The sequence below is a fragment of the Paraburkholderia sp. RAU2J genome (assembly GCF_003634845.1).
In the GTDB taxonomy this organism is placed as follows: Bacteria; Pseudomonadota; Gammaproteobacteria; order Burkholderiales; family Burkholderiaceae; genus Paraburkholderia; species Paraburkholderia fynbosensis.
In genome coordinates, this window is the sequence record NZ_RBXG01000004.1 from 299,065 (window position 1) to 312,576 (window position 13,512).

The window sequence follows — 13,512 nt, forward strand, 5'->3', positions numbered from 1 at the left end:
ATCAAAGGCACTATCGCCGCTCACCTGTTAAAGCTGAGACGGAACTGATCACCGACCGCAGGCGCGGCCCGCCGCGACGCACTTCTCATCCAACGATCCATCTCGGCCGCACGGTGAGCAATGGTGTTTGACGTCCCTGCCTGCCGCGCCTTGACCCGCGCAGCAAAGTCCGGCGCCATGGAGTCGACGCTCGCGACCCAGTCGTACATCTTGACGCGCTCGAGGGCCTGCCCTTTTATGCCAAACAAGTGGAGTTTGGATCCGGTCGGCAGGTGCGCTTCCAGCCCTTCCAGGATGGCGAACAGCCCATGCCGGGGATCCGTCAGGTGCCGTCGGCAGACCGAACCGAGGCCGATCAGAACCGGCGCTGCAACCCATGGCATCCACCGCTCCCACACCTGCAGCAGCAGGTCGATGCTTCGTCGGTAATCGTCAACTGCCCAGCCCTGCGCAACGGGCACCGGAATCCGGACAGTGTTCTGAACGGCCTCTGCACTGCAGGTTGCCGCAAGCTCGTCCTGCCACGCATAAACCACCCGTAACATGGACTCCAGCAACGTCGCCGTTGCATTCACCCGATAGTCGATCGCATCCTGATCTGCGGCAAGCTCCGGTTCACAGCACATATCCGGCTGTGCGACCCAGGATGCCCCGGAGAAAGACGCCAGTTCGACGTACTGCTCCATGGTCCAGGGATAGACGCCTGCAATCCCGTTTTGGCCACCCTTTGCCTGGAAAAGCTTCATCGCTGAGAACCCCGCGCTATCCAGGGCGAAGTCAATCTCTGTAAGATCGGTCGCTCGCGGGATACGAAAGCGGCCGGTCTTCCGGTTCCAGAAGGCGGACGCCGACACCATCGCCGGATACCCTTCTTTGAAGGCGTGAAACGCGAGCCGACCGCCACTATGCGGGATGCCCACTCGAACGATCAGCCCGTCATCTACATTAGCGTTTTTCTGCAGCACCGGCATGCCGGGCACACGTGATCCCATACTCATTTGCCGCTCCAATAAAAAATGCGGAGCAGCTCCTCGCGGGCGAGCCCCGCAAGGGATAGTGAAAAGAGAGAGGGGCTCACGCCCCTGCGGGAGTGAGCCCCTAGGGCAATCGTCCGGGCTAGGAAAACTCCGCGACCTGGATTTGATTTATCCAGATGACGCCCGACGGAAGACGCCTGATGAGCGCCAGCAGACCTGCGTCGTCGCTCCGCGCCTCGACAAATGTGCCGTTAAGAATCGCGGCCTGGAGATAGAACAGAAACGCGAGCGCTCCGGTGCCATGTTGGTCGGCTACGCTGCCAAGGGTCTCCACTTCATCCAGAAGCTCACGGACGAAATCCGAAGACAGAGACGCGCGATGCATAGTAACGATTGCCGCCATCGCCAGATCGGCGGCGGCGCCCAGGTTGTTATCCGGAATGTCATCGGTTGCGATTGCGCCAGAATCGGCGAGACACCGCATCACGTCGTCGAAAAAATCAGTGCAAGAGTAAGTCATTGGCCTGCTCCACAAGAGGATTGCCGGCAGGCTGTCCCCGTCCGGGGGCCTGCCCCGGCGGGTGAGTAAAAGATGCGTCAGAGGTTAGGTCGGCACGCAGTCGCCGTGACGCGAATCGCGTCGCGTGCCCGTGGACACCGCTACTTTCAGTCGCCGATCGAACGGCGACGGGCGCGCGCCAGATGCGCGTGTCGCTTTGCCTGCCGTGGCGGACAAAGCGGCCGCCGACTGCTGCTCCCAGAACAGGCATGCAACGGCAAGCAACGCGCCAATTGCAGCCGCGGTAGTGATCTGCTTTTTCATGAAGGCTCTCCATGCGAAAGGCCCCGACACTCTTTCGAGGTCGAGGCCTTGCGGATCAGGAACAGGTTTTCGGATGCGCGACCGGAAAAACCAGCACGCGACCATCCTTGCAGAGAATGAAGTCGCCCGGCTCACCTCGCGGCGGCTGGATGACAATCGTCGATATGTGCCTCGACGGCTGAGGCTGGGCCTGCGGTTGAACCGTGCAGGCGCACAGCGATGAACTGCCTGCTGCCAGAAGCAGCATCATCAGGTTTTGCATGGATTGAACTTGGTATGAAAAGGAAAGCCGCTTACGCGGCCCGCGATTCGAGAGGGATGCTGGCGTGGTGCGTTACCCACTTGCCGTCGACGAGGACGTCACGCAAAAGCGTGCCGTTCAGGACGTAGGTGTGGACAGTGCCCGTGCGCGGCATCGCAGGCCGAACGGAGATGGTGACCGCTCCGGTTCGTGCATACATGTCGTACTTCTGTTTCATGGCGTTCCTCGTTGAAAAAAATGGCGAGGGAACGCCCCTGTGGGGAGCGATCCCCAGAGGGTTGAAAGATAAATTGACGCTCAGACGGCAAGCGCCTCTACGTCGATAACGGCGTCAGCTTCGGCAACCAGGTCCGGCGTTTGCGAGATGAAAAACTCCCGCTCATAGCCGCCCTGCCGCAATACTTCCCGCTTCATCCGCATGAACTGCAGCTTGCGCTGCGGATCCAGCGGACCATCGGACTCATCGCTGAACAGCGTCTGATACGGCTGGCCTGCATTACTGGCCAGATACAGCGCAATGCCGCGCGTCAGACACTCGTTGATCCAGACCTTCTGGCCGCCCGACATCACCGTCACTGCCTTGGTGCTGTCGATATCCGCGTCGTGCACGAGGATTTCAAATCCCTCGCGCAGTTCGCCGCTTGCCAGTGCGCGTTGAGTCTGGATCTCGACCGTAAAGCGCATGCCATAACAGGCAAGCAACAGGTCGTTCACCATCTTCGTCAGCGCCGGGCCTGCATCGTCGATCGTCAGGGCAATCACACCTTCATTGCCCAGACCTTTCGCAAGCAGCTTCCAGCTGGCGATCTCATCCGAGATGCGGTTCGCACGCGATTGCGTCGCGTCGAATCCCGCCAGCTCGCTTGCGATTGCCTGCCGCTCGACTTCACGCGTTGCCTGTGAACGGATCAGCGATTCGATCCGTGCATCGGCTGCGGTGATGTCGTCGCGACACTGCGTCAGTTGCCGGTCCAGATCTGCAATGACGGCCGTCACGTCTTCGACACCGAGCCGCGCAACTTCTGCGTCGAGCTCGCGCGCCTGCACCGACAGGCTTTCCTGCTGCACCTGTCGTCGCTCGCGAACAGACTTCGCCTCGGCTTCCACAGTGTCCAGTTCTTCACTGGCCTTGCGAACGCCTTCGGTTGCTGCATCAAGCAATGGCTTGCGCGCCGCAAGATCAACCGCCGTTTGCAGATCACGCCGGGTGGCTGCGATCTCGTCGGACAGCGTCTTCAGTTCGGCGCGTCGCGTTGCAAGCTGCTGCACTTCGGGCGTCAGACGGTCCACCGCATCGCGGCTAGTGCGAAACGCCACACGTAGGTTGTTGAGCGAAATGCGCTGCTCGGGAACCTTCGCATCGGCCTCACGCGCCTGGGCAAGCAGAGGGCACGTGTTGTGCATCGCGTGACCCGCACAGGGAACGGCAGCGATCACGCTAGCCTGCTGCTCCAGAGACTTGAGCAACGACGCCTTCGACTCACCTTCGGACGTGAGGCCGTTGATGCGTGAAGTGGCCGCGGTCAGTTCCAGCTGCTTGGCTTCCAGTGCGGCGATGACCTGTTGCATTGGCTCGACACGCGCTTCGAGGCTCGCCAGACGTGCCTGGGCACCATCGCGCGCAGCGGCAGCACCCAGGATGGCGTCACGCTGCGCAATCACCGCGTTGTGACCGGTAATCGACTCGCGTAAGGCCGACAGTCGCTGCGTAAAGCGGCGATCGTCACCCGCACCGTCGTCCACCAGCGCCTGCAGTGACGACGCGATCTGACTGCGTCGTCCGGCCAGTTCCCTCAACCGGGCTTGCGCATCCACGTTCGCAGTCTGTTTTGCAACCAGAACTGCGCGCTGATCGCTCAGCGTGACCGACCGGGCATTGAGTGCCTCCCGGCTCTCCCGAGCCGCAGCGACTGACTGGACATCCGAAGCGATGGCCTGATCAATCTGCACAACACGGTCGCGCTTCGCCCCGAGTGCAACAAGCTGCTGGTGCGTAGCATCTAGCGCGCGGCCGAGAACCTTCACGACGTCGCCGGCTTTCGCCGACAGCGCGCGCAAATGGTCGATATGCAGAAGCTCCGCGAGCAGCCCTTTGATTTCACTTGCGCCATAGGACGCGAGTGGTCGGCGGTTCTGTGCGGAAAATACGCTGGTGAAAAAAGACTCCAGCGAGCCGCACACCGACTCGACGCACGCATCGTAGGTTTCAGCTTTCCCGTCTGACACAGTGCCGTCTCCGGTCTGCATCGGTTGCCAGGTGCCGCTCGGGTCGCACCATGCAAGGAAATACTCAGCCTTGCCGGTTTTTCCCGGTTTGCGGAATGCAAACGACGAGCGGTAGTGGACACCGCCGTGCTCCCATTCGAACTCCTTGAGCGCTTGCGATCCATACAGGTGGTCCCAGTAAGAGAATCCGTCGACAGAAAGCTTTGTCGCCCGCGAAGGCATGATCCGGTAAGGATGCAGGTTATCCATAATCGTGGATTTCCCCGCACCGTTCGGACCCGTCAACGCGATGAGGCCCGCCGGCAGCGACGCGAGATCAAGTGAGACGCTCTCGCGCTTCATGCCGTCGCGCACGCCAATGAAACCCGTCAGGGTGAGCTTCAGTGGGCGCATGAGGCTACCTCCGGATGCGGTGCATCGAAGAGGTAGTCCGACGGCAGCCACGGCACATCATCGTCGTTGGCGTACATCGTGCCGACAACGGGATCTGCCACGCGACGTGCGTCCGCCACTTCTACCGCAGCTGCCTTCTCAGCGGCCTTTTCAGCGGCGAGCTTTTCAGCGGCCACCTTCTCGGCCGCCTTCGCCTCAAGAGTGCCTGAGACAGATTCCTCAACGAGGTTGCAGGCGTGTGCGTAATCGGCGCTCGCCTGCCGCAGCAATGCATCCCAATTCTCACAACCGGTCAGCACGCGGAGCTCGCGGGAGCCCCACTGATTTGCATAACCGCTGTTGAACGACCACAGCAGGTTCTGCATCTGCACGTCCGGCACCAGCGCCAAATCGGCACTGACCGAATCAACGCGTTCCGCGAGTATCAGCAAACGACCCTTCTGCGCAATTACCGCGCCGCGGCTCTCACCGAAGGGCTGATGGAAAATGCCTGCGCTGAATCCGGCGTGGACCGTGAGGACCTTCTGGATGTCGCGAGGCGCACGTGCTGCCGAAAAGTGCCGGACCCATCTGGCGCCGGCGGGATAAAGACCAAACATGAGGACACTCCGAAGAAAAATCGGCGGAGTGCATCCCCTGGGGGGATGATTCCCCGCCAGGGTTGAAAGAAAAAAAATGGATGCAGCGAACTGCGATCGATGCGTCAGCGACGCGGGTAAATCCTGTTCCGGTAGCACGCGAGCAACGTGTTACCGGAACACGACTCGTATTCCGCGCGGGAGCGCCTTGCAGGCCGCTCCCGCTACATGGCGGCTATGCCGCGAAGAGATCATCATTGAGCCAGTCCAGCGTTGAAGTCTGAGTGCCAGCAGGCGTCAATGGTGTCGCCGAAGCTGCCGGCGCATCTGCAGCGATGGTCGAGACCGGAGAGACCGGAGTGACCGCAGCGGCCGGGTGCGGCAGCACCGTCGCCCGCGTCTGCGAATTAGACCGCTCATCCGGCTGTGAGTCGATGCGCGCCAGAACGCCGGCTGCAATCGCCTCCACCTCACCCGAGACGAGCAACTGCAAACGCTCCTGCAGAGGATCGGCATCGACGGCTGCCAGTTCAGCCCAACGGGCGAGCTTTCCTTCGACCGTCGTCTCCAGACTGATGCCCTGTGCACGGCTGCGCACGACAGGCAGCACCCGCGATTCGACCTTCAGGCCCGCAGCGCCGGAAAACAGCGCCTTGATCGCTTCACGATCCACGCCCTGCCGATGCTCCTCATCAACCTGCCATCGCACACGCACGAACTTGTCCGTCGCGTCGGCAGCGATTTCGGCGAGACGCGCCATGTCGGGCGGCCCATCGAAATCCACACAGACCATCTGACGCGACGGCGTCGCAATGAGCGTTGCAGTCGCTACACCAGGTTGCACATTCCACGAGAGATAACCCTTGTCGCCCTCTTCGCCGTAATGAAACCGGCCGATCGAGCCGGGATACGCGACCAGTCTTCCCTCACGCGCCCACTGCTGCGCCTTGTGGATATGGCCGAGCATGAACCCGTCGCATTCGGCCTCGAAGAGCGCCGTGAGCGAGAATTCATGATCAAAGCCCGCCATCACCACGCCGTGCTCCGTCGTGCAGCCATTGACGGTGCCGTGCGAGACACCGACCGTCGCGATACCCGCTGCCCGAAGCTGCGTGTTCACCCGGCCTGCCGCCGCCAGATATGCGGCAAGCACATCGCCCAGTTCCGTACCGGCTGCAAGCGCGCCAACGCTCGCGGCCAGTTGGCCCTTGTTGACCGTCGGAAGGCACGTGAACACGACTTCAGGCTTCACACCGATGAACTGGCCCAGCTCGTCGTCCGAGAATACCGGGCCCGCCGAGGCCCAGAAACGACCGTCGATGAGCGCGACCTGCGAAACGCGATCGGCAATGTGCACCTGATGCGCGCCGCCCATCAATGCAAAGTTGTCGAGCGTGCCCGGAGGTTCGTGAGAGAACGTGCCTTGCAGCATCAGCACTGGCATCGCGTTAGCGAGCCGGTGCACCTGGGTAGCAAGCGCGTGCAGGGACGGTGCATGAGCGTCGAGCCGATGATCGGTCGAATCGCCGGAAATAACACCCACCTGTGCGCCGCTCGCGATCGCGTCGCCAACCGCAAAGCTGAAGCAGCGTTCCGATTCGGCCAGATTGTCCGGCGCGTAATGCAGGTCAGAAAAATGAGCGAGTTTCAAATTCGCCTCCGTAAAAAGCACAAAGGCCGCCCGAAGGCAGCCTCATGGATGAACACCCGGGAGGGTGTGAAGAAAGGATGATCAGTTCATTGCGAGCGCATCGCGAACCCGCATCAGCGTGATGACGAGCAGGTTCTGTCCGCGCCATTGCGACCGGTCAGTCAGCCGTGGATCGCGCTCGCCCAGGCCAATGCCCCAGATCAGATCGTAGGGGCTGGCTTCGACGAGCTCGGTGGGTGCCGTCGCGAGCAGAATCGACCTGAGCCCCGGGTTCTGCGCGAACTTCTCGCGGCACCCCACGAAGACAATTGACTCGCGCTTCGCTTTCCAGACTTGCAGATCGAATCCGGCCACCTTGCGGCCAATCATCTTCTGCGTCATCGGATCGTGAGTCGCCAGAATCTTTCCAGCCGATTCCTCGTCGTTGAACAGCTTCGCTTTAGCGAACATCATGAACTGCTCAACGCTCGTGAAGTCAACATCGCGATAGGTGAACTGGCACGGATGCCAGTTACTGAAAACATCGTCCGCGCCAAAAAACGCGGTGAAATTGCCGATCTTGCGCACAGGACGACTCCTTGAAACCAGACAGAAAATGGGCCGCCGGGGCGGGCTCTCTTCGATGCGCAGTAGCGCGGTCGAAAGCATTTGAGCAAACGCGGGCTTGCTGAAATGTTCTCGCAATCGAAACAGGAAGGAAACCAGCCCCGAAGGGCTGGCAAAGGATTGAAGTAGCGTCAGATATCAGTCGAGAAACGTCGGCTGTCGGGCTGCGACGATCTCGCGATCGAACGCCTCGCGGTCGGTCAGTGCCTGCACGAGTCGCTCGTTCATCTGGTCGACGTCCTGCTCGCGATCACTCCAGCCGCGCCCGTACTTCGTATGGGCGTAGATGCGGAAGTCCTGTTTGCGATCCTCCGCGCTCAGGCCAAGCCGCTGCAGCAGGTCGGACATCCGGTCGCGCTTGTCTGCAAGCGTTTCCGTCGATCCGGCGGTCGCCGGCTGTGCGGCAAGCACGTGTTGCAACAGCGGACCGGTGGCAGCGATAGTGCCTGTACCTGCCGTCGAAGCGGTGGTGACGCTCGCCGCCATGGCTTCGTTTGCCGTCGCAGGTTCGGTTCCACCAGCTTCCGTCATGTCGACACCTGCACCCGTTCCCGGGTTGACAGACGCGTCCATCACAGCACCTTCAGCGACCGCGTTACCGATCGCTGCATCGACTTCGCCGCCGAGCCGCACGACATTGCCGCCTGCTTCGATCAGCGCAACCGCCCGGCTCGCTGCTTCCAGCGCTGAGGGCGCGTCATCGGCAGCGTTGAGCAACGCACCGATATCGATGTCTGCATCGAGTACGGTGAGCATCTGGCTGACCCGCACTGCCTCGCCGTTCTCGTTGATACGCGTGATTTCAAACTCACGTTTGGTGATCCAGAAGCGCGTGCCTGTCAGTTTGCCCCGCGCAAGCTGCACGGTCTGCATCGCCGAGTAGGCCTTCTGCAGCACGTAGATCGAGTTCGTCGGCAGTTCGATCAGTCCGAGTCCCTTGATGTCTGGCACCGCGAAAACGAAACTCGCAGACAGATTGCAGTGTCGCGCCTGATACTGCGGGCACTGTTCCGGATCGCAAATGCCGTCCGGAATCGCCTCATCCTGACGACGGATGACGGTGCGTCCGCCGAAGTGCCGGACCGCACGTTGCGCACGCGCATCGCGCTCGATCTTTGCATATGTCATGCAATAGCGGATTCCATCGCGCTCGTACTGTGAGAAGAACTTCCGACCATTTGTGCCGTATACGGTCATCTGGTTCGGCAGGTTCTGCATCCAGTCATTGAACGCGAACAGTACCGGAAACCGGTAGAGCTTCACGCCGTCACCGCGGTCCTCGCCATAGAGCCGCAGGATTTCGTCGGCCACGTCCGGATTATTGAAGTCCGAGCGTCGGCACGTGAAATACGCAGTGTTCTTCGGCACGAGCGCATTTTTAAGATTGCACTTCGATTCGATCACTTTGGCTATCGCATCGAACGGATGGCCGCTCGCGACCATATCGTTATAGATGCCGACGGCCTGGCTGTTACTGCGGGCTTTGGCCGTGAGCGCCTTGATACCAGGGCGGATGTGTCCGATAACGGGCGGGCGCAAAGCCCGTTCCTCAACGACGCTGCGAGCAGGGCCATTGACGAGATTGACTACGGCATTCATGAGAGTTTTCTCGCTAGAAAAAAGATGGCCGTGGTGCGCAACTCGCTGGCTGACTGCTCCAGTTCGTGTGCTGCCGCGTCTCCGCGGCGCTCGGCTATGTGGGAAAGAAAAACGCGGCGATCCGGATCGCTGTACTTCGCGACCTGGGCGACCTCGCAACGCGCCCGCCATGCTGCCGATGCGGTATCTACAGTTGCGCGCTCCTCGGCAATTGTGTGGTTGATCGCTTCGGCAATGCGCTCATCAAGACGGTCTGGAAGCAAGTAAGACCTCCTATGGGACAGAAAACAACGGACGAAAAAAAACGCGCTCCTCGTGTGAGGAACGCGTCTTTGGGATTCGATAAAAAATGACCTGAGCGCCACAACCCTTCCGGGGTCGTGGCGCTCAGGGAGCCGAGGGCTCATATACGAGGGCGTAAGTCGCCCTCGCGCAGCATGGTCACGCTGCGCAACAGCCCATTTTCGGAAAAAAGCATTCCGCCGCAGGATCACGGTTCAGTCGACTTCGATCGTTCTACCCAGACGGGCTCTGGAGAGAGAACACCCGATGTCCGGGTCCGAACGATGCCTCGGCGCAAATGAATGCGGCCAGAGACGAGTTTTATGACTGAATGAATGGGGAGCGCGGGCGAGGCGCTCATCAGAAGAGGATTCCACACCAGTAGCCAACTGGTCGGAGCATGCTCAAGGCACGGCTTGTACAGAAGATGGACTCCGGGCTGGCCGGGGTCAGGTCGATGCGTCAGGGACGCAGAAAGTAGAGTCAGTATTGCGCAAAACTCGCGATGCGCACACTGGAAAGATCACGAAAACAGTGCAGCTTTTGGCCGCAATTCGTCTGACGTGCGCGCGCAAAATGGCCGTGAGAGAGACCACCCGAAAAAATCCCATGGCCGCCGTTCTTGAACAGACACCGGAGCCGGACCCGCGTCCAGCGCCGCGCGTCGCCCCGCAACCCGATGAGTCCGCTACCGCTGCGTCCGGTAGTGGACTGAAGCCCATTGACCGCCTCACGAGCGATTCGCGACTCGCGCGGATCAATCCAGATTCGGACGCGAAAACCGTTCTGAGCTATTCCTCGCAGTTTGCACGGAACTACATCCGCTCTGACTACAACTTCTGTGCAGCGAAGATTGCGGTCGCGCGTGGCGGCAAGGTGCGCGCGCTCGAATCGGCGTTGCGTGAAACGTCCGAGTGGCTGTGCAAGACCGAAAAATGGTTGCTGCGTCATCAGGTTCGCCCCATTGAGTTGCCGCACGACTTGATCGAACTGACGATTACCCGGCCGCTGGCGGGATTGCTCGTCCGGTGTCTGACGCAATACGACCGCGTCTATGCGCGCGCGACCGAACGCGTCCTGACCGGCAAGATAACCGGCGAAGATCGTGCGGGCATCCTTAATAACGCTGAACGCCGACTGAAGCAGATCGTACAGATCTGCATGCCGGACAACGATCAGTACGACTTCGACGGCGAGCGACGCGAGCAATAATGCTCCGCCTTTCTCAGTGACCACGCAGTTCCGCACCCACTCGACTTGACAACGCCGCGTGGTGGGTAAGCTCGAACTGTCAAAGGAGAGACTATGGACCTCAGGGAAATTCAGGCACTGCACGCGCAGTACACCGCGCAGCCGGTCATCATTGATATCGCGAGTCATACGGCGGCCATGCCGGCCCTGCCAGCGCCCGAACGTGGAGCGAAGCCTCGCAATCGCGCCGTCGAACTTGTTGCGGGCGTCCGCAACGTTGGAAAACCGACACTCATCGCGCTCGCCATTGCAGCGGTGGCGGCAACGGGCGGGATGAGCGGCGCGCGAATCTGGCATGCAATGCACGAGACGGTAGCGACTTCAGCGGTCGTCGCCGCACCCGGTGCGGCAAAACAGGCTTCCGTTTCAGCAAGTGAGGCTAACGCCGACATGCCGATCAACTTCACCCCGGCGCACCCGCTCACGTCAAGCGATCTTGACCCGAGCCGGCCGATGGTTCGTTCCGCCCTCTCGGACGTCGACACACATGCGCTCTCCGCGGCGACATCCGCGCCGGCATTGGAGCGCGCGGGGTCGGTAGCGCGACCTGCTGAACAGAGTGTCGCCGCTGCGTCTCCGATCCGCGTACAGCGCCAGTCGACGCCGATTACGCCGCCCCCCGCTGCGCCCCCAACGCCGCCGTCTCAGCCGTCTCAGCCCTTATCTATGGCAGCCCCGATCGCTCGCGGTGCGCAACCCGCGCCGGCTCAGCCCAAGGCTGCTGTGACTGCACCAGCACAGGACGCAGCAAAGGTCGAAACACGTCCAGCATTGCACCCCTTGCACCACGTCACGCGTCACGCGGCGGCGTCGGCCAGCAACGAAGGGTCGCCTGAACCCAACCCTCCCGCACAACCCAAAGCACAGCCCGGCAAGTCGGGCGACGTGCAACTTTTTTGACGAGGCTCTAACCGATGAAGCCCCAACCGCTTAACGTCACCCTCCTGTCGCCGGGCCTTTCCATTCACGGCAACGTCATTCTCGATCACGGCATCAGCTGCTTCGGAATCGTTGACGGCAACGTCGTTTCGAATGCCGGTCTCCTGCACATCGGACAGGGCGGCATGGTGAAAGGTCAGGTAGAAGGCGAGCATGTTCGCGTCGATGGCACCGTCGAAGGCGATGTACATGCTCGCGGTGTCCTGGAAATCAACGGTCGCGTAAAAGGCAACGTCTACTACTACGGGACGATCCGCCTGGGCCCGCGCGCCTCGCTCGAAGGCCAGATCAAACGCAAAAGCGACCTGACCATCGAAAGCCCAAGCAACGTCCAGCAGCTCTCACGTGCGGCCGCCGGCACCACCTGACGCTACATCTCACAATTAATCCGGAAAAACAGTTGATGAAAACACTCAACCCCTACCACACCGATTCTCAATCGCGAGGTGCATGGTGAACAATCTCCGAATCCGTAGTCAGTTTTGGGGCTCAGCAGCCCTCGTTTCAGCCGTCTTCGCGTTGGCATTCGCGGTGCTGACCTTGGCCACCTGCGGCGATACGCCAATTCAGGCCGCAGGCATCGCCGCGCTCATCGCGTTTGCGCTTGAGTATGCACGGCGCCAGAAACTGAGTCGACTGCGATCGGACTTTGCGCGGTCCACCCGGTCAACGGACTGCCATATCATCATCAATGGCGTGGTGGCGGGGTCAGTCTCAGAGCCGGACTACATCGAAATGCGTATCCAGTCGATGCTCGATCCGCGTAACTATGTTGGCCAGTTCGTTGCAGTTTCGCGATTCCTCGTCGTGTGTATGGCGGCAAGTACGGTTGCGATTCCGGTACTGCTATTCTGGTGGCTGGTTATTGCCACCGCCGTTGCACCGGAAAGCGTCATCCAAAACCTCACGCCGTTGTACCGGATCATCGCGGCAGCACCCACGATCGCGTCGACGGCGCCATTGTTCGCCCAGCTGGGATCGACGGTTATTACCCTGTCGGCCACATTCTTCATGGTGGCGATCGGCGCTATGCTCTTTTTCACTATGGCGTGTTCACACTAATCGCATTTGATCGTATACTTCGGTGATGGAAATCACCGAAACCCAATATCAGCGGATCGAGCATTGCCTGCCGCGACAGCGCGGCAATGTAAGCCTGACAAACCTGCAGGTGCTGAATGCGATTCTTTATGTGGCCGAGCACGGTTGCAAATGGCGTGGACTGCCCAAACGTTTTGGTCGGTGGCACACGATCTACACACGAATGAACCGCTGGTCCAGGAATGGCGTGCTGGATCGTGTGTTCACTGAATTGCAGCGTGAGCAGGTCATTCGCATCAGGATCGAAGCGGTCTCGCTGGATAGCACGATGATAAAGGTTCATCCTGATGGCACCGGTGCATTAAAAAAAACGGACCTCAAGCAATCGGAAAGTCCCGAGGTGGATGGACCACCAAGATTCATATGGTTGCCGCGGATGCTCGAACAGCCATAACGTTCTCCCTGTCTCCCGGCCACGCAGGCGATGCGCCAGAGGGGCGCGCCCTGTTGCAAAGACTCGGCTCGCCCAATCGGCCACTGCATCTGCTGATGGACAAGGCGTATGAAGGCGACGAAACACGACAACTGGCGCTCGACCTGGGATTCATTCCGGTTGTTCCACCCAAAAGCAACCGGCTTGAACCGTGGGAATATGATCGCGAAATGTACAAGCGCAGAAACGAAGTGGAACGCCTGTTTCGCCGCCTCAAAGGCTTTCGCCGCATCTTCTCCCGATTCGACAAGCTGGACGTGATGTTCCTCGCCTTCATCAATTTCGCCCTCATTGTCGATGGGCTCAAATAGTGTGAACACGCCCTAGCAACTTTCCCATTAAGAATGTCTTCCGGCTAGCGGTCGACGAGCGACTTCGCCGCATCGCCGGC

17 protein-coding genes are annotated in these 13,512 nt (G+C 60.5%); 6 read left to right on the forward strand and 11 right to left on the reverse strand.

Translation table 11 applies throughout. From position 1 onward, the window contains the following. Window positions 1-20 precede the first annotated feature (20 nt). The 8 genes from B0G69_RS39155 to B0G69_RS39190 all read right to left on the reverse strand — a co-directional run bounded on the left by B0G69_RS39155 (window position 21) and on the right by B0G69_RS39190 (window position 6,637). Entirely contained in the window at window positions 21-998 is a 978-nt protein-coding gene (locus tag B0G69_RS39155; RefSeq protein WP_241991745.1) for a hypothetical protein, read from the reverse strand. Window positions 999-1,116: 118 nt separating this feature from the next. Continuing rightward, window positions 1,117-1,497: a hypothetical protein gene (locus B0G69_RS39160; protein WP_121325374.1), complete on the reverse strand. Its 381-nt coding sequence runs from the start codon at window positions 1,495-1,497 to the stop codon at window positions 1,117-1,119. An 84-nt stretch (window positions 1,498-1,581) separates the two neighbouring features. Then, the gene (locus B0G69_RS39165; protein WP_121325375.1) at window positions 1,582-1,800 is read right to left on the reverse strand and encodes a hypothetical protein; all 219 of its coding nucleotides are present in this window, start codon (window positions 1,798-1,800) and stop codon (window positions 1,582-1,584) included. 55 nt (window positions 1,801-1,855) lie between these two features. After that, window positions 1,856-2,062: a hypothetical protein gene (locus B0G69_RS39170; RefSeq protein WP_121325376.1), complete on the reverse strand. Its 207-nt coding sequence runs from the start codon at window positions 2,060-2,062 to the stop codon at window positions 1,856-1,858. Between the two features lie 31 nt (window positions 2,063-2,093). Further along, window positions 2,094-2,279, reverse strand: a complete 186-nt coding sequence (locus B0G69_RS39175; RefSeq protein WP_121325377.1) for a hypothetical protein — start codon at window positions 2,277-2,279, stop codon at window positions 2,094-2,096. Between the two features lie 80 nt (window positions 2,280-2,359). Further along, a complete protein-coding gene (locus tag B0G69_RS39180; RefSeq protein ID WP_121325378.1) occupies window positions 2,360-4,681 on the reverse strand; it encodes an SMC family ATPase in 2,322 nt (773 codons plus the stop codon). Next, the gene (locus tag B0G69_RS39185) at window positions 4,669-5,280 is read right to left on the reverse strand and encodes a hypothetical protein (RefSeq protein WP_121325379.1); all 612 of its coding nucleotides are present in this window, start codon (window positions 5,278-5,280) and stop codon (window positions 4,669-4,671) included. The genes B0G69_RS39180 and B0G69_RS39185 overlap by 13 nt, the downstream gene beginning before the upstream one ends. A 214-nt stretch (window positions 5,281-5,494) precedes the next feature. Then, complete coding sequence (locus B0G69_RS39190) at window positions 5,495-6,637, reverse strand: metallophosphatase family protein (protein WP_347232547.1); 1,143 nt, start codon at window positions 6,635-6,637, stop codon at window positions 5,495-5,497. 117 nt (window positions 6,638-6,754) lie between these two features. On the opposite strand from B0G69_RS39190, the gene B0G69_RS42630 reads away from it, so the two are divergent. Continuing rightward, window positions 6,755-6,991 carry a hypothetical protein gene (locus B0G69_RS42630; protein WP_241991770.1) on the forward strand — a complete coding sequence of 79 codons (237 nt, stop codon included), beginning with the start codon at window positions 6,755-6,757 and terminating at the stop codon, window positions 6,989-6,991. Here the strand turns inward: B0G69_RS42630 and B0G69_RS39195 are convergent, their stop codons facing one another. The 3 genes from B0G69_RS39195 to B0G69_RS43060 form a co-directional block, all read right to left on the reverse strand. Continuing rightward, window positions 6,992-7,477 (reverse strand): NADAR family protein, encoded by a 486-nt coding sequence (locus B0G69_RS39195; protein WP_121325381.1) that lies wholly within the window; start codon window positions 7,475-7,477, stop codon window positions 6,992-6,994. Window positions 7,478-7,654: 177 nt separating this feature from the next. Then, window positions 7,655-9,115: a hypothetical protein gene (locus B0G69_RS39200; RefSeq protein ID WP_121325382.1), complete on the reverse strand. Its 1,461-nt coding sequence runs from the start codon at window positions 9,113-9,115 to the stop codon at window positions 7,655-7,657. After that, complete coding sequence (locus tag B0G69_RS43060) at window positions 9,112-9,378, reverse strand: hypothetical protein (protein ID WP_121325383.1); 267 nt, start codon at window positions 9,376-9,378, stop codon at window positions 9,112-9,114. The genes B0G69_RS39200 and B0G69_RS43060 overlap by 4 nt, the downstream gene beginning before the upstream one ends. A gap of 628 nt (window positions 9,379-10,006) precedes the next feature. Here B0G69_RS43060 and B0G69_RS39210 point away from each other — a divergent pair. From B0G69_RS39210 to B0G69_RS39230, 5 genes are all read left to right on the forward strand, one after another. After that, window positions 10,007-10,609: a DUF1845 domain-containing protein gene (locus B0G69_RS39210; RefSeq protein WP_121325384.1), complete on the forward strand. Its 603-nt coding sequence runs from the start codon at window positions 10,007-10,009 to the stop codon at window positions 10,607-10,609. 93 nt (window positions 10,610-10,702) lie between these two features. Then, the gene (locus B0G69_RS39215) at window positions 10,703-11,548 is read left to right on the forward strand and encodes a hypothetical protein (protein WP_121325385.1); all 846 of its coding nucleotides are present in this window, start codon (window positions 10,703-10,705) and stop codon (window positions 11,546-11,548) included. Window positions 11,549-11,562: 14 nt separating this feature from the next. After that, window positions 11,563-11,955, forward strand: a complete 393-nt coding sequence (locus tag B0G69_RS39220; protein ID WP_121325386.1) for a polymer-forming cytoskeletal protein — start codon at window positions 11,563-11,565, stop codon at window positions 11,953-11,955. A gap of 82 nt (window positions 11,956-12,037) precedes the next feature. Further along, complete coding sequence (locus B0G69_RS39225; protein ID WP_121325387.1) at window positions 12,038-12,649, forward strand: hypothetical protein; 612 nt, start codon at window positions 12,038-12,040, stop codon at window positions 12,647-12,649. Window positions 12,650-12,674: 25 nt separating this feature from the next. After that, a protein-coding gene (locus B0G69_RS39230) for an IS5 family transposase (RefSeq protein ID WP_121325388.1) occupies window positions 12,675-13,432 on the forward strand; the annotation gives its coding sequence in 2 pieces (ribosomal slippage) (window positions 12,675-12,990 and window positions 12,990-13,432; 759 coding nt in all). Window positions 13,433-13,512 lie beyond the last annotated feature (80 nt).